This window comes from Pseudomonas sp. MYb2 (assembly GCF_002979955.1).
Lineage (GTDB): Bacteria > Pseudomonadota > Gammaproteobacteria > Pseudomonadales > Pseudomonadaceae > Aquipseudomonas.
The window spans coordinates 411,994-430,724 of record NZ_PCQC01000003.1 but is presented as its reverse complement, the minus strand read 5'-3'; the positions used below and the strand labels follow the sequence as shown (position 1 = coordinate 430,724).

At 59.1% G+C, this 18,731-nt stretch carries 20 protein-coding genes; all 20 read left to right on the top strand.

Features of this window, described 5'->3' with window-relative positions; genetic code table 11:
* The first annotated feature begins 7 nt into the window (after positions 1-7).
* The 20 genes from fabD (at position 8) to araH (ending at position 18,550) form a co-directional block, all read left to right on the top strand.
* Positions 8-946, top strand: a complete 939-nt coding sequence (fabD, locus tag CQ009_RS07190) for an ACP S-malonyltransferase (RefSeq protein ID WP_105705297.1) — start codon at positions 8-10, stop codon at positions 944-946.
* 16 nt (positions 947-962) lie between these two features.
* Positions 963-1,706: a 3-oxoacyl-ACP reductase FabG gene (gene fabG / locus CQ009_RS07185; RefSeq protein WP_034155354.1), complete on the top strand. Its 744-nt coding sequence runs from the start codon at positions 963-965 to the stop codon at positions 1,704-1,706.
* Between the two features lie 196 nt (positions 1,707-1,902).
* Positions 1,903-2,139 carry an acyl carrier protein gene (gene acpP, locus CQ009_RS07180; protein WP_003175607.1) on the top strand — a complete coding sequence of 79 codons (237 nt, stop codon included), beginning with the start codon at positions 1,903-1,905 and terminating at the stop codon, positions 2,137-2,139.
* A 111-nt stretch (positions 2,140-2,250) separates the two neighbouring features.
* A complete protein-coding gene (fabF, locus tag CQ009_RS07175) occupies positions 2,251-3,495 on the top strand; it encodes a beta-ketoacyl-ACP synthase II (RefSeq protein ID WP_064391507.1) in 1,245 nt (414 codons plus the stop codon).
* Positions 3,495-4,310 (top strand): aminodeoxychorismate lyase, encoded by an 816-nt coding sequence (pabC, locus tag CQ009_RS07170; RefSeq protein WP_105705294.1) that lies wholly within the window; start codon positions 3,495-3,497, stop codon positions 4,308-4,310. The genes fabF and pabC overlap by 1 nt, the downstream gene beginning before the upstream one ends.
* 3 nt (positions 4,311-4,313) lie before the next feature.
* A complete protein-coding gene (gene mltG, locus CQ009_RS07165; RefSeq protein WP_105705292.1) occupies positions 4,314-5,495 on the top strand; it encodes an endolytic transglycosylase MltG in 1,182 nt (393 codons plus the stop codon).
* Positions 5,496-5,514: 19 nt separating this feature from the next.
* Entirely contained in the window at positions 5,515-6,147 is a 633-nt protein-coding gene (gene tmk / locus CQ009_RS07160; protein WP_064391504.1) for a dTMP kinase, read from the top strand.
* Entirely contained in the window at positions 6,140-7,123 is a 984-nt protein-coding gene (locus tag CQ009_RS07155; protein ID WP_095048608.1) for a DNA polymerase III subunit delta', read from the top strand. The genes tmk and CQ009_RS07155 overlap by 8 nt, the downstream gene beginning before the upstream one ends.
* Before the next feature lie 42 nt (positions 7,124-7,165).
* On the top strand, positions 7,166-7,522 hold the full coding sequence (locus CQ009_RS07150; RefSeq protein WP_064391502.1) for a PilZ domain-containing protein: 357 nt from the start codon (positions 7,166-7,168) through the stop codon (positions 7,520-7,522).
* 15 nt (positions 7,523-7,537) lie between these two features.
* Positions 7,538-8,329, top strand: coding sequence for a TatD family hydrolase (locus tag CQ009_RS07145; RefSeq protein ID WP_105705290.1), 792 nt, complete (start codon positions 7,538-7,540; stop codon positions 8,327-8,329).
* A 454-nt stretch (positions 8,330-8,783) separates the two neighbouring features.
* Positions 8,784-9,422 (top strand): TetR/AcrR family transcriptional regulator, encoded by a 639-nt coding sequence (locus tag CQ009_RS07140; RefSeq protein ID WP_016986022.1) that lies wholly within the window; start codon positions 8,784-8,786, stop codon positions 9,420-9,422.
* Positions 9,423-9,559: 137 nt separating this feature from the next.
* Entirely contained in the window at positions 9,560-10,528 is a 969-nt protein-coding gene (locus CQ009_RS07135) for a GTP 3',8-cyclase MoaA (protein ID WP_064391500.1), read from the top strand.
* A 169-nt stretch (positions 10,529-10,697) separates the two neighbouring features.
* Complete coding sequence (locus CQ009_RS07130; protein ID WP_064120365.1) at positions 10,698-11,303, top strand: DUF4823 domain-containing protein; 606 nt, start codon at positions 10,698-10,700, stop codon at positions 11,301-11,303.
* 15 nt (positions 11,304-11,318) lie between these two features.
* The gene (locus CQ009_RS07125; RefSeq protein WP_105705288.1) at positions 11,319-11,879 is read left to right on the top strand and encodes a DUF1285 domain-containing protein; all 561 of its coding nucleotides are present in this window, start codon (positions 11,319-11,321) and stop codon (positions 11,877-11,879) included.
* 136 nt (positions 11,880-12,015) lie between these two features.
* A complete protein-coding gene (locus CQ009_RS07120) occupies positions 12,016-12,732 on the top strand; it encodes a FadR/GntR family transcriptional regulator (RefSeq protein ID WP_064391498.1) in 717 nt (238 codons plus the stop codon).
* 131 nt (positions 12,733-12,863) lie between these two features.
* Positions 12,864-13,739, top strand: coding sequence for an SMP-30/gluconolactonase/LRE family protein (locus tag CQ009_RS07110; RefSeq protein ID WP_105705286.1), 876 nt, complete (start codon positions 12,864-12,866; stop codon positions 13,737-13,739).
* Positions 13,740-14,010: 271 nt separating this feature from the next.
* A complete protein-coding gene (locus CQ009_RS07100) occupies positions 14,011-14,829 on the top strand; it encodes an SDR family oxidoreductase (RefSeq protein ID WP_105705284.1) in 819 nt (272 codons plus the stop codon).
* A gap of 134 nt (positions 14,830-14,963) precedes the next feature.
* Positions 14,964-15,968, top strand: coding sequence for a substrate-binding domain-containing protein (locus tag CQ009_RS07095; RefSeq protein WP_064120360.1), 1,005 nt, complete (start codon positions 14,964-14,966; stop codon positions 15,966-15,968).
* A gap of 53 nt (positions 15,969-16,021) precedes the next feature.
* Complete coding sequence (gene araG / locus CQ009_RS07090) at positions 16,022-17,569, top strand: L-arabinose ABC transporter ATP-binding protein AraG (RefSeq protein WP_105705282.1); 1,548 nt, start codon at positions 16,022-16,024, stop codon at positions 17,567-17,569.
* Positions 17,570-17,581: 12 nt separating this feature from the next.
* Complete coding sequence (araH, locus tag CQ009_RS07085) at positions 17,582-18,550, top strand: L-arabinose ABC transporter permease AraH (protein ID WP_026000669.1); 969 nt, start codon at positions 17,582-17,584, stop codon at positions 18,548-18,550.
* The last annotated feature ends 181 nt before the right edge of the window (positions 18,551-18,731 follow it).

The window sequence follows — 18,731 nt, the reverse complement described above, 5'->3', positions numbered from 1 at the left end:
TTGTTACATGTCTGCTTCCCTCGCATTCGTCTTTCCAGGACAGGGTTCGCAGTCCCTCGGCATGCTGGCCGAGCTGGGCGCGGAATATCCGTTGATCCTCGAAACTTTCAAAGAAGCCTCTGCGGCTCTGGGCTATGACCTGTGGGCATTGACCCAGCAGGGCCCGGAAGAGCTGCTCAATCAAACCGATAAAACCCAACCGGCCATTCTGACCGCATCGATCGCCCTGTGGCGTCTGTGGCTGGCGGAAGGTGGTGCGCGTCCGGCATTCGTTGCCGGTCACAGCCTGGGTGAATACAGCGCACTGGTCGCGGCTGGCAGCCTGACACTGGCTGACGCGGTCAAGCTCGTTGAGCGCCGTGGTCAACTGATGCAGGAAGCGGTTCCGGCCGGGCAGGGCGGCATGGCTGCCATTCTCGGTCTTGAAGATGCTGACGTGCTGGCAGCCTGCGCGGAAGCTGCGCAAGGCGAAGTGGTCAGCGCGGTCAACTTCAACTCGCCGGGCCAAGTGGTCATTGCCGGTGCCAAGGCAGCCGTTGAGCGTGCCATCGAAGGCTGCAAGGCGCGCGGTGCCAAGCGCGCCATGCCGTTGCCAGTGAGCGTGCCGTCGCACTGCGAGCTGATGCGTCCGGCTGCCGAGCGTTTTGCCGAATCCATCGCGGCCATCGACTGGCAGGCGCCGCAGATCCCGGTGGTACAGAACGTCAGCGCACAAGTGCCGGCCGATCTGGAAACCCTCAAGCGTGATCTGCTCGAACAACTGTACAAGCCAGTGCGCTGGGTCGAGTCGGTACAGACTCTGGCCGCCAAAGGCGCGACCAGTCTGGTCGAATGCGGCCCGGGCAAAGTCCTGGCCGGTCTGAACAAACGTTGCGCCGAAGGCGTGGCGACTTCCAACCTCAATACCCCAGACGCTTTCGCTGCCGCTCGTGCAGCGCAAGCCTGAATCAGGAGAAACTTGCATGAGTCTGCAAGGTAAAGTTGCACTGGTCACCGGTGCAAGCCGCGGCATTGGCCAGGCCATCGCACTGGAGCTGGGTCGTCAGGGCGCCATCGTTATCGGCACCGCGACTTCCGCTTCGGGCGCTGAGCGCATTGCTGCGACCCTGAAGGAAAATGGTATTCAGGGCGCAGGTTTCGAACTCAACGTCACCAGCGATGAATCGGTCAGCGCCGTGCTGGCAGGCATCCAGGAGCAGTTTGGTGCGCCAGTGGCGATTCTGGTCAATAATGCCGGCATTACCCGCGACAACCTGATGATGCGCATGAAAGACGACGAGTGGTACGACGTGATCGATACCAACCTGAACAGTCTGTATCGCCTGTCCAAGGGCGTTCTACGTGGCATGACCAAGGCGCGTTGGGGCCGAATTATCAGTATTGGCTCGGTGGTGGGTGCCATGGGCAACGCTGGCCAAGTAAACTATGCAGCCGCCAAGGCCGGTCTGGAAGGTTTCAGCCGTGCAATGGCGCGTGAAGTCGGTTCGCGTTCGATTACGGTCAACTCGGTAACCCCAGGGTTTATCGACACCGATATGACGCGCGAGCTGCCTGAAGCACAGCGTGAAGCCTTGCAGACGCAGATTCCGCTGGGTCGTCTGGGACAAGCTCAAGAGATCGCGTCTGTGGTCGCTTTTCTTGCATCCGACGGTGCGGCATACGTCACTGGGGCTACAATCCCGGTGAACGGTGGGATGTACATGTAAGTAAAATGTGACGGATTGCTTCAAAAAAATGTCATACGAGCTGTCTAAAATCCGTTATAAAGCTGCAATCTATTTATAGGCAGAGGGCCGCAGGGTTTGAGGAGTGAAGCTTTCAGTTGAAAAGCTGAAAAGTCTTTCTATACACTTACCCACTGGCCAGCTGCCTGAATTTGTCCATTAGGAGTGAAAACAAGGTATGAGCACCATCGAAGAGCGCGTCAAGAAAATCGTTGCCGAGCAACTGGGTGTTAAAGAAGAAGAAGTGGTCAACACTGCTTCCTTCGTAGAAGACCTGGGTGCCGACTCCCTTGACACCGTTGAGCTGGTGATGGCTCTGGAAGAGGAATTCGAGACCGAAATCCCTGACGAAGAAGCTGAGAAGATCACTACTGTACAAGCTGCAATCGACTACGTTACTAGCCACCAGGCGTAATAGTTTGTAATCGTTGTTTGCTGTCATGGAAAAACCGCACTGCCATCATGGCGTGCGGTTTTTTCTTTAGGCCTGATGCAAAGTCGTCGTCATTTGAAAAAGGAGAGTGCTGTGTCGCGTAGACGCGTCGTAGTCACCGGTATGGGTATGTTGTCGCCACTGGGCACGGATGTGCCGAGCAGTTGGCAGGGCATTCTGGCTGGCCGCAGTGGCATTGGTCTGATCGAACACACCGACCTTTCTGCCTATTCCACCCGCTTTGGCGGCTCGGTAAAGGGCTTCAATGTCGAGGAATACCTGTCGGTCAAGGAAGCGCGCAAGCTCGACCTGTTCATTCAGTACGGTCTCGCTGCCGGCTTTCAAGCCGTGCGCAATGCAGGGCTCGAAGTAACCGACGCCAACCGTGAACGCATTGGCGTGGCCATGGGTTCGGGTATCGGCGGTCTGACCAACATCGAAGAAACCAGCCGTACTCTGCATGAGACGGGCCCGCGTCGAATCTCTCCATTCTTCGTGCCAGGCTCGATCATCAATATGATTTCCGGTTTCCTGTCCATCCATCTGGGCGCACAGGGACCTAACTACGCCATCGCCACTGCATGCACCACCGGTACGCACTGCATCGGCATGGCGGCGCGCAACATCATGTACGACGAAGCCGACGTGATGATTGCCGGTGGTGCTGAAATGGCCGCGTGCGGTCTGGGCATGGGCGGCTTCGGCGCGTCCCGTGCGCTGTCGACGCGCAACGATGAGCCGACTCGCGCCAGTCGTCCATGGGACAAGGGCCGTGACGGTTTCGTGCTGTCCGACGGTGCCGGTGCACTGGTTCTTGAAGAACTGGAACATGCCAAGGCACGCGGTGCGACCATTTATGCCGAACTGATCGGTTTCGGCACCAGCGGCGATGCGTTCCACATGACCTCGCCACCGGCCGACGGCGCCGGTGCAGCGCGCTGCATCACCAACGCGCTGCGCGACGCGAAGATCAACGTCGATCAAGTGCAGTACATCAATGCCCACGGTACCTCGACCCCGGCCGGCGACCTTGCCGAAGCCAATGCGATCAAGTCGGTGTTCGGTGAACACGCCTACAAACTGGCAGTCAGCTCGACCAAGTCGATGACCGGTCACCTGCTGGGCGCGGCGGGCGCGGTGGAAGCAATCTTCAGCGTGCTGGCGATCAACAGCCAGGTGGCGCCACCGACCATCAACCTCGAAGAGCCGGACGAAGGCTGCGATCTCGATTTTGTGCCGCACACCGCGCGCAACATGGACATCGATGTCGTGCTGTCCAACTCCTTCGGTTTTGGCGGCACCAACGGCACCCTGGCGTTCCGTCGGTTCGCAGGCTGATGGACTGCTGGGTCGACGGTCAACCGGCTGACAGTCTGTCGCTGAAAGATCGCGGCCTGGCTTACGGCGATGGTCTGTTCGAGACCATCGCTGTGCGCAATGGTCAGCCGATCCTGCTGGATCGACACCTGAGGCGATTGGCCGATGGTTGTTCACGTCTGGCCATCGCGGCCGATATCGAGCTGATTCGCCAAGAGCTGCTGAGTTATGCGGCAGCGATGGGCGAGGGCGTGCTCAAGCTTATCCTCACCCGTGGCGACGGCTTGCGCGGTTATGCGCCCGACCCTGCCGCACCGGGTCGACGCATTCTGCAAGGCAATCCTCCTGCTGCTTATCCTGCTGTTCATGCCGAGCAGGGCGTGCGCCTGTTCCCGTGCAGCACGCGCCTGGCCAAACAGCCGTTACTCGCCGGACTCAAACACCTCAATCGCCTTGAACAGGTGCTCGCCCGCGCCGAATGGCAGGACAGCGAGCACGCCGAAGGCTTGATGCTTGATCAGGCCGGTCGAGTCATCGAAGGAGTGTTCAGCAATGTGTTTCTGGTGCGCGACGGTGTGTTGATCACGCCGGACTTGAAGCGCTGCGGCGTTGCCGGCGTGATGCGTGCCGAAATATTGTTTCAGGCCGAGTCTTTGGCCATCCCCATACAAATCGCCGACATCAGCCTCGAACAGCTGCAATGGGCCGATGAAGTGTTTCTCTGCAACAGCGTTTATGGCGTCTGGCCTGTACGCGCCTACGCTGCACTGAGCTGGCCGGTTGGCCCGCTCACCCGTAAACTGCAAACCATTGCCCGCGCCCTACTGGATGCCTGATTAGTGAGACGTAAACTTTTGCTGCTGCTGGAAACCGGACTGGTTCTGGCAGGGCTGTTGCTGGGCGCCAGCGCCTGGATGATTCACTCCGCGCTGGAACAGCCCCTGAACATCACGCAGGAAGAACTGCTGGACGTGCCGAAAGGCTCGACACCGACCCGTACTTTTCTTGGACTCGAAACCGATGGCGTCATCAAGGACGCGTTCTGGTTGCGGGTCTATTGGCGCTTCAATCTCGCGGGTACACCGATCCACAGCGGCGAATACCGCATGCAGCCGGGCATGACCGTCAACGGTCTGATCGACTCGTGGAAACGTGGCGACGTGGTTCAGTACAGCCTGACCCTGGTGGAAGGCTGGAACTTCCATCAAGTGCGCGCCGCATTGGCCAAGGACGAGAAAATCGAACAGACCCTGAACGGTTTGAGCGACAGCGACGTCATGGCGAAGATTGGCCATAAAGGTCTGTTCCCGGAAGGCCGTTTCTTCCCCGATACCTACCGCTTCGTGCGTGGCATGTCTGATGCCGAGTTGCTGAAGAAAGCCTTTGATCGCCTCGACGAAGTCCTGGCGAAAGAGTGGGCAAGCCGTTCTGCCGATGTGCCGTACACCGAGCCTTATCAAGCGCTGATCATGGCCTCGCTGGTCGAGAAAGAGACCGGCGTACCCCAGGAGCGCGGGCAGATTGCTGGCGTCTTCGTGCGTCGAATGGCCTTGGGCATGCAGTTGCAGACCGATCCGACAGTCATCTATGGCCTGGGCGATCGCTACACCGGCAAGTTGACCCGTGCGCACTTGAAAGAGCCGACGGCGTATAACACATATGTGATTCCCGGCCTGCCGCCGACACCGATTGCGATGGTCGGGCGTGAAGCGATTCATGCGGCGCTGAATCCGGTCGAAGGTACCAGCCTGTATTTCGTTGCCCGTGGCGACGGCAGCCATGTCTTCTCTGACGATCTGGATGCGCATAACAATGCGGTGCGTGAGTATCAGCTCAAGCGCCGCGCGGATTATCGTTCCAGCCCGGCGCCTGCGGTGACGCCTGAAGCGGCCCCGGCGACGGAAGAAGCGCTTCCAGGTGCATCACCGGATACGGCGCCGGAAGCGTTGCCGCAGGTTCCAGCTCAGGAGCCTGCGCCGACCCCGGCACCGGAAGCCGCCGCCCCACAAAACACGCAATGACTTTGATTAAGGACTGCCTGTGACTGGCTTGTTTATTACGCTGGAAGGCCCGGAAGGCGCCGGCAAAAGCACCAACCGCGAATACCTCGCCGAGCGCCTGCGCGCCGCCGGTATCGAGGTGGTGTTGACCCGTGAGCCCGGCGGTACGCCACTGGCCGAGCGAATTCGCGAGGTGTTGTTGGCGCCAGCTGACGAAGTCATGACCCCGGATGCCGAATTGTTGCTGGTATTCGCCGCACGCGCCCAGCACCTGGCCGAGGTGATCCGCCCGGCACTGGTGCGTGGTGCCGTGGTGCTGTGCGATCGCTTCACCGATTCGACTTACGCCTATCAGGGCGGCGGTCGCGGCTTGTCGCTCGAGCGCATCGCCACGCTGGAAACCTTTGTGCAAGGCGATCTGCGCCCGGACCTGACGCTGATTTTCGATCTGCCGGTGGAAATCGGCCTGGCCCGCGCCAGTGCCCGTGGTCGTCTGGATCGTTTCGAGCTGGAAGGCCGGGCGTTTTTCGAGGCAGTGCGCAATGCGTTTCTCAAACGCGCTGAAGCCGATCCTGCGCGCTATGTGCGCATTGACGCCGGTCAGCCGTTGGCCAAGGTACAGCAATCGCTGGATACCCTGATTCCGAATCTGCTGGAGCTGGCCCGTGGCTGAGGCCTATCCATGGCAGGACAGTCTCTGGCAGCAACTGGCCGGGCGTAAGCAGCACGCGCACGCCTATCTGCTGCACGGCCCGGCAGGCATCGGCAAGCGTGCGCTGGCCGAACGTTTGATGGCGAGCCTGCTTTGCCAGCGGCCGACGCCGGAAGCCTGCGGCGAGTGCAAATCCTGCCTGCTGCTCAAGGCTGGCAGTCACCCTGACAATTACATCCTCGAACCGGAAGAAGCCGACAAGGCCATCAAGGTCGATCAGGTGCGTGATCTGGTCAGCTTCGTGGTGCAGACCGCGCAACTGGGCGGGCGCAAAGTGGTGCTGATCGAGCCGGTCGAGTCGATGAATATCAACGCCGCCAACGCCTTGCTGAAAAGCCTTGAAGAGCCGTCCGGCGATACGGTTTTGCTGTTGGTCAGCCATCAGACCAGCCGTTTGCTGCCGACGATCAAGAGCCGCTGCGTACAGCAGGCCTGTCCGTTGCCGGGCGAGGCGATGAGCTTGCAATGGCTGGCTCAGGCTTTGCCGGATTGCTCCGAAGACGAACGTGTCGAACTGCTGACGCTGGCCGCCGGATCGCCGCTGATGGCGGTCAGTCTGCAGTCGCAGGGTGTGCGCGAACAGCGCGCGCAAGTGGTCGAGGGCGTGAAGAAGTTGCTCAAGCAACAGCAATCGCCGACACAACTGGCCGAAGAATGGAAAAGCATTCCGATGCTGCGGCTGTTCGACTGGTTCTGTGATTGGTCGAGCCTGATCCTGCGCTATCAATTGACGCAGGATGAAGCGGGTCTCGGTCTGACCGATATGCGTAAAGTCGTGCAGTATCTGGCGCAGAAAAGCGCGCAGGGCAAAGTTCTCGAGATTCAGGACTGGATTCTCGCCCAGCGCCAGAAAGTCATGAGCAAGGCCAACCTCAATCCGGCACTGTTGCTTGAAGCATTGTTGGTGCAATGGGCGGGATTGCCTGGTCAAAGATAAGAATGTGTACCTAGACTCTGAGCATCAGCAGTGGAGGTCAACATGAATGAATCTGTCAGCCCGGGCCCGCGCAACGGCATTTTGTCTCTGACCATCAAGGACAAGTCGGTGCTTTACGCCGCTTACATGCCGTTCATCAAGAACGGTGGCTTGTTCATCCCGACCAACAAGAGCTACAGGTTGGGCGACGAGGTGTTCATGCTGCTCAATCTGATGGACGAGGCCGAGAAAATTCCGGTTGCCGGCAAAGTCACCTGGATCACTCCCAAAGGTGCACAAGGTAACCGCGCCGCCGGTGTCGGCGTGCAGTTCAACGATGGCGACAATACCGCGCGCAGTCGCATCGAAACCCATCTGGCCGGAGCGCTTAAATCCGACCGTCCCACTCATACGATGTAAGTAGCCGTCCTTTTTATGCTCGTAGATTCCCATTGTCACCTTGATCGCCTCGACCTCGCTGCCCATGACGGCTCGCTGGATGCCGCACTTGATGCGGCACGCGAGCGCGGAGTAGGGCACTTTCTGTGCATCGGTGTGAGTGCCGATAACGCCGCCGACGTCAAAGCGCTGGCTGAGCGTTACGACGACGTTGATTGTTCGGTTGGCGTGCATCCGCTGGATGTACAGCCGGGCGCGGCGCCTGCGCTGGACTGGTTGCTGCACGAACTTAATCACCCGAAAGTGGTGGCGATCGGCGAAACCGGTCTGGACTATCACTACGAGCCGGAAGCCGCCGAATTGCAGCAGGAGTCTTTCCGCCTGCACCTGCAAGCCGCGCAGCAGACCGGCAAACCGGTGATCATCCATACCCGTGGCGCTCGCGCCGATACCCTTGAACTGCTGCGCGAAGCGGCGTTGCCCCAGGCCGGTGTGCTGCATTGCTTCACCGAAGACTGGGACATGGCCAAGGCTGCGCTGGACATGGGTTATTACATTTCCTTGTCGGGTATCGTCACGTTCCGCAATGCCGATGCGTTGCGTGATGTCGCGAGCAAAGTCCCGGCGGATCGCCTGCTGGTGGAAACCGACTCGCCGTATCTGGCGCCGATCCCTTATCGCGGCAAGCCGAATCTGCCGCAATACGTGCGTGAAGTGGCGGAATTCCTGGCGATGTTGCGCGGTGAGAACTACGAGCGGTTTGCCGAACAGACCACCGAGAACTTCAAGCGCCTGTTTCCGCTGGCCGCCGTTAAATCGGCCGTGTAGGAGCTGCCGAAGGCTGCGATCTTTTGATCTTGATTTTGACAGGCAAAGGCCACAGATCGAAGCCTGCGGCAGCCCTTACAGTTGTGATGTGCAGGTAGCTGGGCCACGCGTTAAATCGCAGGCAAAAAAAACCCGGGTTCTGGGGGGTGAATCCGGGTTAAGACCATTAGGAGTAAAACAAAGGCACGCGGTCCCTTGGTACCTTTATCGGCGCGACACTTGGGGGAGATGTCGCCCGACAGTTCAAGTATTGATCAGTCTGGCGCGCAGTCCAGTTAGCTGGTCGGGGTTTTTAAACAAATTTGGAATACGTTCGCTTCAGTTGAGTTCTCATTGCGCCCAAAACGTTCTCAAAACGAACAAGAAACACAGATATGGTCGGATGATCCGTGCATTTTTGCGCAAGTTAGGCATAATACGCGGCTTCGAATTTTGACCCTTCAGACCTTTTCTTATGCACAAAGAACCTCGTAAGGTCCGTGAGTTTCGTCGCCGCGAGCAAGAAATTCTCGATACCGCGCTCAAGCTGTTCCTCGATCAAGGTGAAGACAGTGTCACCGTCGAGATGATTGCTGATGCCGTGGGTATCGGCAAAGGCACGATCTACAAGCACTTCAAATCCAAGGCCGAGATCTATCTGCGCCTGATGCTCGACTACGAGCGTGATTTGAACGAGCTGCTGCATTCGGCTGATGTCGACAAGGACAAGGAAGCGCTGTCCCGCGCCTACTTCGAATTCCGCATGCGCGACCCGCAGCGCTATCGCCTGTTCGACCGCCTCGAAGAAAAGGTGGTCAAGGGCAATCAGGTGCCAGAAATGGTCGAGGAGCTGCACAAGATCCGTGCCTCGAACTTTGAACGCCTGACCCTGCTGATCAAGGGCCGCATCAGCGAAGGCAAGCTCGAAGACGTGCCGCCTTACTTCCACTACTGCGCGGCCTGGGCCCTGGTGCACGGCGCTGTCGCGCTGTATCACTCGCCGTTCTGGAGCAATGTGCTGGAAGATCAGGAAGGTTTCTTCCAGTTCCTGATGGACATCGGCGTGCGTATGGGCAACAAGCGCAAGCGCGATCCGGAAACCCCAAGCAGCTGAACCATTCAGTTGCCTTATTGCGCCATGATTTCGCTACATGACGCAGTACCGCAGGAATATACTCAGGCATAGGGCTTGCTAAAACTTGATTTGTGAGTCAAGTTTTAGCGGCTCGAAATTCTATCGCCGGAGTGATCATGATCGTTGACCGTCAAGGCAGGCGTTTTCGCAATTTGCGCATCAGCCTGACCTCAGCCTGCAATTACGCGTGTACCTATTGCGTGCCTAACGGCAAGCGGTTGGTAGCTGCGCAGGATGAACTGTCGGCCGAAGCCATGGCACGTGGCGTGGCGTATCTCATCGAAGCCGCTGGCATCGAGCGCTTGCGCATTACTGGCGGTGAGCCGCTGGTCAGCCCCAAACTCGAATCGTTCATGACGGCTGTCGGCAAGATGGGCCTGGACGACATCAGCCTGACGACCAACGGTCAACTCCTCGCGAAAAAACTCCCGCTGCTGGTGGATGCCGGTCTGCGTCGGATTAATGTGTCCCTCGATACTCTCGACGCCGGCGCGTTCCGCAGCATTGCCCGTGGCGGTGACCTGGCCACCGTGCTCGATGGCATGGATCAGGCGAGCGCCGCTGGGATGAAGATCAAGGTCAACATGGTGCCATTGCGCGGGCAGAACCTTGATCAGGTGATGCCGCTGCTCGATTACTGCCTGGCGCGCGGATACGAACTGCGTTTCATCGAGTTGATGCGCATGGGCCATCTGGCCAAGGACAACAATGCGTTCCTGCAACAGTTCGTCAGCCTGCAACAGTTGCTGGAGCTGATTGGCGAGCGCTACGAGTATGCGCAAACCGATGCGCCTGTGGACGCCACGGCCGTGCGTTATGCGATCCCTGGGCTGGGCAACTTTGGCGTGATCGCCAACGAAAGCGTGCCGTTCTGCCGGACCTGCTCGCGTTTGCGCCTGTCGTCGACCGGTTGGCTGCACGGTTGCCTGTCGTCGAGTAACCGCCACTATGTCGGCGATCTGCTCGACAAACCGCGTCATCAAGCCTTGCCGGCGCTGCAGCGTTTGCTGGTCAAAGCGTTGGGGGACAAGCAGGAAGTGGCGTTCTCTGGCGGCGCAACAGTCATGAAGATTATCGGCGGCTGATACCTCTTTTTCCCGAGCAGGCTCGCTCCCACAGCGTTTTTCGTAATCCTGTGGGAGCGAGCCTGCTCGCGAAAGCCATCCTTCATTCGACAAAGATCCCGAGCTGGCGCAAAAGCTGCATCCAACGGCCATTCGCCGGTTTTCCGTCACCGGCCTCTGGAGGAATAGGATGCGTAGCCTGGTTTTGCTGCTGGCCGTTTTGGCGCTTGGCGGCTGTATGACTGTCAGCGATATGGCCGAAGGCACTCGCTACCAGATGAGCGATGCAGGATTGCTGGACCACAGCGACAGCCGTCGGGTGAACAACTTCCGTATTCAACCGGACTCGTTCATCTACATCGCCCAAGGTGCGTTCGCCCCGCCGGGTGGTTCATATCCACGCCCCAATGTGGTGGCCGAAGAAGCCTTCAAGGGTTTCGTCGAATACTTCCCGATGGTTCGTCGCGCGCGTGCGCCGGAAGGCCTCGATCAGGCAATGGGCGAAGCTCGTGACGCTGGCGCGCATTATCTGCTGTACACGCGTTTTGCCAAGGCTGACGACCGCATCGGCAACTCTGACGAGTGGCTCGATCAGGAAGCCGTGGATCGTCTCGGCATTGACGGCGGCGTGATTCAGATCATGTTGATCGAGACCAGCACCCAGTATTTGATTGATACTGCACGGATCAAGAGTCGTGGCGGTTTACTGACGTTCCACGACAGCAAGCCCGAAGACCTGATCGGCCCGCCGCTGGCACAGTACGCGCGCAGTCTGTTGGGAGTCGGCGACCAATAATTCAAGGAGAACGCCATGAGTGGCCCGCAAAAAGCCAATGACCTGTTGGGACAGATCCCGAAAACCAAAGGCTTGCCGCCGGTGCACTTGTGGAACCCGGACTTTTGCGGCGACATCGATATGCGCATCGCCCGCGACGGCACCTGGTATTACCTGGGCACGCCGATCGGGCGCAAGCCGATGGTCAAGTTGTTCTCCACGATCATGCGCCGCGATGGTGATGATTATTTCCTGATCACGCCGGTCGAGAAGGTCGGGATCAAGGTCGACGATGCGCCGTTTGTGGCGATTGCGGTCGAGGTTGAGGGCGAAGGGGAGGCGCAATTGTTGCGCTTCACCACCAACGTTGAAGAAACCGCCGAGGCCGGGTCGGAGCATCCGATCCGCGTCGAGATCGATCCGACAACGCAAGAGCCGGCGCCTTACGTGCATGTGCGTACCAACCTTGAAGCGCTGATTCATCGCAATGTGTTCTACCAACTGGTGGAACTGGCAGTGAGTCGCGAAATCGACGGTCAGCGCTGGCTGGGTGTGTGGAGCTGCGGCGAGTTCTTCCGCATCGGCCTCGAACCTTAAAAGATCGCAGCCTTCGGCAGCTCCTACATGGCGTACACCTGTAGGAGCTGCCGAAGGCTGCGATCTTTTTTGTCGTTGACAGCTAATCATATGATGATTAGCTTGATCACCCATCGCGATCCGCTTTGAGGTGTTCATGTCCAGCAGCTATCACGCATCCACGGTCGACTGGCTGGGCAGTTGGATCGCCGCAGGTCAGGTCAAACCGGGGCAGACCATCAAGGTCGAGGCCGATCTGGGCGAACAGCTCGGGGTCAGCCGCACGGTAATTCGCGAAGCAATCAAAACCCTCGTCGCCAAAGGCATGCTCGAAGTCGGGCCGAAAGTCGGCACGCGCGTGCTGCCGGTGCGGCGCTGGAACCTGTTCGATCCGCAAGTGGTCGGTTGGCTGTCGCGCAACGGGCTGCCGGAAAACTTTGTCGATGACTTGCTCGACCTGCGCCGCACCATCGAACCGATGGCCGTGCGCTGGGCCTGTGAGCGCGCGACGCTTGAGCAGATCGAAGCGGTGCAACTGGCCTACAATGCCCTTGAGCGTGCGGTCGACAGCGGCACCGATTACAACCGCGCCGATCAGTCCTTCCACGAATGCATTCTTGCGGCGAGCCACAACCAATTCATCGAACAAATGGTCCCGGCGCTCGGCGCGTTGCTCGCGGTGTCATTTGAAGTTTCTGCGGCCGATCCGGATGAACTGCGCCGCACTTTGCCGATCCACAAGGACATGGCCGATGCCATCGCCGCCCGCGATTCTGCGCGCGGTGTGTGGGCGTGCATGACCCTGATTGATAACGCCGATCTGGCGATCAAACGTTTTTACCCGAAAGTCATGGCTGACAGAAAAGCGGGCTGACACAAAAATCCCCTGTAGGAGTGAGCCTGCTCGCGATAGCGTCGTATCAGGCAAAGTAGCTTCGACTGGTCTACCGCGATCGCGAGCAGGCTCACTCCTACAGTAAAAACAAGAACAATGGAGACCGTTATATGCCGTGGACCGCCCTGACCCAACACCGCGCCCAGCTCGGCGAAGGCCCATTCTGGGACGCACCGACGCAGGCGTTGTACTGGGTCGACATCGCTGGCAAACAGGCCCTGCGCCTAATTGGCCAGAACGTGCAGATCTGGCAAATGCCCGAACACGTTTCCGCGTTCATCCCCTGTGCCAGCGGCGATGCACTGGTGACCCTGAGCAGCGGCGTCTACCGTCTCGACCTCGATTCTCCCGGCCTCGAGCCACGCCTGACGTTGTTCTGCGTCGCCGATCCGCAGCCAGGCAATCGCCCCAACGAAGCGCGTTGCGATGGTCAAGGTCGCCTGTGGCTCGGCACCATGCAAAACAACATCGGCGAGCAGGGGGAAGATTTGCCGATCATTCGGCGCTCCGGAGGTTTGTTCCGCATCGATCCGGATAAACGCGTTACACCCTTACTGCGTAATCTGGGGATTCCCAACACGCTGCTGTGGAGCGATGACGGCACAACAGTGCTGTTCGGCGACAGCCTCGACAGCACGCTGCACCGCTATTTCATTCACACCGACGGCAACCTCGGTGCGGCTGAAACCTGGTACGGCCCTGACCAGCAGGGCGGGCCGGACGGTTCGGCGATGGACGCCGAAGGCTATGTATGGAATGCCCGCTGGGACGGCAGTTGCCTGCTGCGGCTGACACCGGATGGCAAAGTCGAGCGCAAAATCGACCTGCCGATCAGCCGCCCAACCAGTTGTGTGTTCGGCGGTGAAGACCTGAAAACCCTGTTCATCACCAGCGCCCAGAGTCCGCACAGCCATCCATTGGATGGCGCGGTGCTGTCGATGCGCGTTGATGTTGCAGGAAAACTCTGTACACGGTTTGCAAACTAAATCCCAAAATATGGGATGCAAAATTATATATTGAGATTATTTGGCAGTCGGGTTTATAGTCGGCTCCAGCAGTAACACGCACTCACACTTAAAAAGAACAAAACAGGTGAAGTGATGCAGCGAATGTCTATCGCACTCCCGTGTGGAGTCCGCGTCTCGCAACGGCTCGATGCCGTCAGCCGCGCCTGCCTGTTTCGTTCCAACCGCCTTCCAGACCGGACATCGGCAGATGCCCGGTTTTTTTGTGCTCGCGAAACAGGAGTCCTGTTCCATGGCTGAACCTCTTTCCCTGCCGCCGGTGCCCGCACCGCCGAAGGGCGAGCGTCTGAAAAACAAGGTCGTGCTGCTGACCGGTGCTGCGCAAGGCATCGGCGAAGCCATCGTCGCTGCGTTTGCCTCGCAGCAAGCGAAACTGCTGATCAGCGATATTCAGGCCGAAAAGGTCGAGCAGGTGGCCGCGCACTGGCGCGACCAGGGCTCTGATGTGCAGGCGCTGAAGGCGGATGTCTCGCGTCAGCACGATCTGCACGCCATGGCCAAACGCGCCGTTGAGTTGCACGGGCGCATCGACGTGCTGGTCAACTGCGCCGGGGTCAACGTCTTCCGTGATCCTTTGGAAATGACCGAAGAAGACTGGCATCGCTGCTTCGCCATCGACCTCGATGGCGCCTGGTTCGGTTGCAAAGCGGTGCTGCCGCAGATGATCGAGCAGGGCGTCGGCAGCATCATCAACATTGCCTCGACCCATTCCAGCCACATCATTCCCGGCTGCTTCCCGTACCCGGTGGCCAAACACGGTTTGCTCGGCCTGACCCGTGCCCTCGGCATCGAGTACGCCGCGAAGGGCATCCGCGTGAACGCCATCGCACCCGGCTATATCGAAACGCAACTGAACGTCGATTACTGGAACGGTTTCGCCGATCCGCACGCTGAACGTCAGCGCGCGTTTGATCTGCACCCGCCGAAACGTATCGGCCAGCCGCTTGAAGTGGCGATGACCGCGGTGTTCCTGGCCAGCGACGAAGCGCCGTTCATCAACGCGTCATGCATCACCATCGATGGTGGGCGCTCGGTGATGTACCACGACTGATTGATCGGGTTTTATGCGGATGAGTCCGCTTGAAATTCAATCATCATACGATATGACTATTTTCAACAGGCTTTGCAGGAACACGCTTTAACGCTTTTCAAAATTTGCTCAAAAAAATAACAAGGAGTCAGCTTATGAAACGTCGTTTCGGGATTCGTACCCTGTGCAGTACCGCCCTGGCGGTTACCGCGTTCAGCCTGAGCAGTGCGCTGCTCGCTGCCGACACCGTGAAAATCGGTTTCCTGGTCAAACAGGCGGAAGAACCATGGTTCCAGACCGAGTGGGCATTCGCCGAGAAAGCCGCCAAGGACAAGGGTTTTGAACTGATCAAGATCGCCGTGCCGGATGGCGAGAAAACCCTCTCGGCCATCGACAGCCTCGCCGCCAACGGCGCCAAGGGCTTTGTGATTTGCCCGCCGGATGTATCGCTCGGCCCGGCGATCATGGCCAAAGCCAAACTCAATGACCTGAAAGTGATTGCCGTCGACGACCGTTTCGTCGACGCCAACGGCAAGTTCATGGAAGACGTGCCGTACCTCGGCATGGCGGCATTCGAAGTCGGCCAGAAGCAGGGCAACGCGATGGTTGCCGAAGCGAAAAAACGCAACTGGGACTGGAAGGACACCTATGCGGTGGTCAACACCTACAACGAACTCGACACCGGCAAGAAGCGCACCGACGGTTCGGTGAAATCCCTTGAAGACGCTGGGATGCCGAAAGACCACATTCTGTTTGCCGCGCTGAAAACCCTCGATGTGCCGGGCAGTATGGACGCCACCAATTCGGCGCTGGTGAAACTGCCGAGCGCGGCGAAAAACCTGATCATCGGCGGCATGAACGACAACACTGTGCTCGGCGGCGTGCGCGCCACCGAAGCCGCCGGGTTTGCTGCGGCCAACGTGATCGGCATCGGCATCAACGGTACCGACGCCATCGGCGAACTGAAAAAGCCCAACAGTGGCTTCTTCGGTTCGATGCTGCCAAGCCCGCACATCGAAGGCTACAAAACCGCCGAGATGATGTACGAGTGGGTCACCACCGGTAAAGAGCCACCGAAGTACACCGCGATGGACGACGTCACCCTGATCACCCGCGAGAACTTCAAGCAAGAGCTGGAAAAAATCGGCTTGTGGAACTGACGTAGCGACGGCCCGGGCAGCCGGGCCGTTTTTCGGTGTGAAGAGGTGGCTTTATGCACGCGCAAGTACAGACACAAGCACAACACAGCGCCAGCGGCAGCCTGCGTTTCAGCGGGATCGGCAAAACCTTTCCCGGCGTGAAAGCGCTGGACGCTATCAGTTTCGTCGCGCATCCGGGGCAGGTTCATGCCTTGATGGGCGAGAACGGCGCCGGCAAATCGACCCTGCTGAAAATCCTCGGCGGCGCTTACATCCCGAGCAGCGGCGAGTTGCAGATCGGCGAACAGACCATGGCGTTCAAGTCGACCGCCGACAGCATCGGCAGTGGCGTCGCGGTGATTCACCAGGAATTGCATCTGGTGCCGGAAATGACTGTCGCCGAGAACCTGTTTCTTGGCCATCTTCCGGCCAGTTTCGGTTTGATCAATCGCGGCACGCTGCGCCAACAAGCCTTGAATTGCCTGAAAGGCCTGGCCGACGAAATCGATCCGCAGACCAAGGTCGGACGCCTGTCCCTCGGCCAGCGGCAATTGGTGGAAATCGCCAAAGCGTTGTCACGCGGCGCCCATGTGATTGCCTTCGACGAACCGACCAGCAGCCTCTCGGCCCGCGAGATCGACCGTTTGATGGCGATCATCGGCCGTCTGCGTGACGAGGGCAAAGTCGTGCTCTACGTCTCGCACCGCATGGAAGAAGTGTTCCGCATTTGCGACGCGGTGACGGTGTTCAAGGACGGTCGCTACGTGCGCACCTTCGACGACATGAGCCAGTTGAGCCACGATCAACTGGTGACCTGCATGGTCGGGCGCGACATTCAGGACATCTACGATTACCGCCATCGTCCGCGCGGCGCCGTCGCGCTGAAGGTCGACGGCTTGCTCGGCCCGGGCCTGCGCGAGCCGATCAGTTTCGACGCGCACAAAGGCGAAATTCTTGGCCTGTTCGGACTGGTCGGGGCAGGGCGCACCGAACTGTTCCGCCTGCTCAGTGGTCTTGAGCGCAACACCGCCGGACGCCTCGAACTGCGCGGTCACGAACTGAAGTTGCGCTCACCGCGTGATGCGATTGCGGCGGGCATTTTGCTCTGTCCGGAGGATCGCAAGAAGGAAGGCATCATCCCGCTGGCCAGCGTCGCCGAGAACATCAACATCAGCGCACGTGGTGCTCATTCGGGGCTCGGTTGCCTGATTCGCGGTCTGTGGGAAAAGGGCAATGCCGACAAACAGATCAAAGCCCTGAAAGTGAAAACCCCGCATGCCGGCCAGCAGATCAAATTCCTTTCCGGCGGCAATCAGCAGAAGGCCATTCTCGGTCGCTGGCTGTCGATGCCGATGAAGGTCTTGCTGCTCGACGAGCCGACGCGCGGTATCGACATCGGCGCCAAGGCCGAGATCTACCAGATCATCCATAACCTCGCCGCCGACGGCATTTCGGTGATCGTGGTGTCCAGCGATCTGATGGAAGTGATGGGCATTTCCGACCGCATTCTGGTGCTCTGCGAAGGCGCCCTGCGCGGCGAAATCAGCCGCGACCAGGCCAATGAATCCAACCTGCTGCAACTGGCTTTGCCGCGCCACCGCGCTGACGGCGTGGCGAACTGAGAGGTGACTATGATGACAACCCAAAACGAAACCCTGCCCAAAGAACGCAAACCTCTGGACATGCGTCGCTTCCTCGATGACTGGGTCATGCTGCTGGCGGCTGTGGGCATTTTCGTTGCCTGTACGCTGCTGATCGACAACTTCCTTTCGCCGCTGAACATGCGTGGTCTGGGTCTGGCGATTTCCACCACCGGGATTGCCGCGTGCACCATGTTGTACTGCCTGGCATCGGGGCACTTCGACTTGTCGGTGGGCTCGGTGATTGCCTGCGCCGGCGTGGTCGCGGCGGTGGTGATGCGTGACACCAACAGCGTGTTTCTCGGTGTCAGTGCAGCGTTGGTGATGGGCCTGATTGTCGGGCTGATCAACGGGATTGTGATTGCCAAGTTGCGCGTCAACGCGCTGATCACCACGTTGGCGACCATGCAGATTGTTCGCGGTCTGGCGTACATTTTTGCCAACGGCAAAGCGGTGGGCGTGTCGCAGGAATCGTTCTTCGTTTTCGGCAATGGCCAGTTGTTCGGCGTGCCGGTGCCGATTCTGATCACCATCGTCTGCTTTCTGTTTTTTGGCTGGCTGCTGAATTACACCACCTACGGGCGTAACACCATGGCCATCGGTGGCAACCAGGAAGCGGCGTTGCTCGCGGGCGTCAACGTTGACCGGACCAAGATCATTATCTTTGCCGTGCACGGTGTGATCGGTGCGCTGGCGGGGGTGATTCTGGCGTCGCGGATGACCTCCGGGCAGCCGATGATTGGTCAGGGTTTTGAACTGACGGTGATCTCGGCTTGCGTGCTGGGCGGGGTGTCGTTGAGCGGCGGGATCGGCATGATTCGGCATGTGATTGCCGGGGTGTTGATTTTGGCGATCATTGAGAATGCGATGAACCTGAAGAATATTGATACCTTCTACCAGTACGTGATTCGCGGGTCGATTCTGCTGCTGGCCGTCGTGATCGACCGTCTGAAACAACGCTGAGTCAAAGGCTACCCTCATCGGAACGCCGCCCGCCCAGCCCTCTCCCGGAGGGAGAGGGGGCCGACCAAGGTGTCTGGCGTGATACATCGACCTGAAAGATTGTGTCGATTATGGATTCAGCAAGGCACTTTCAGGTCGGCGAACCTCCTGAGCATCCCCCATTCAGTCCCCTCTCCCTCCG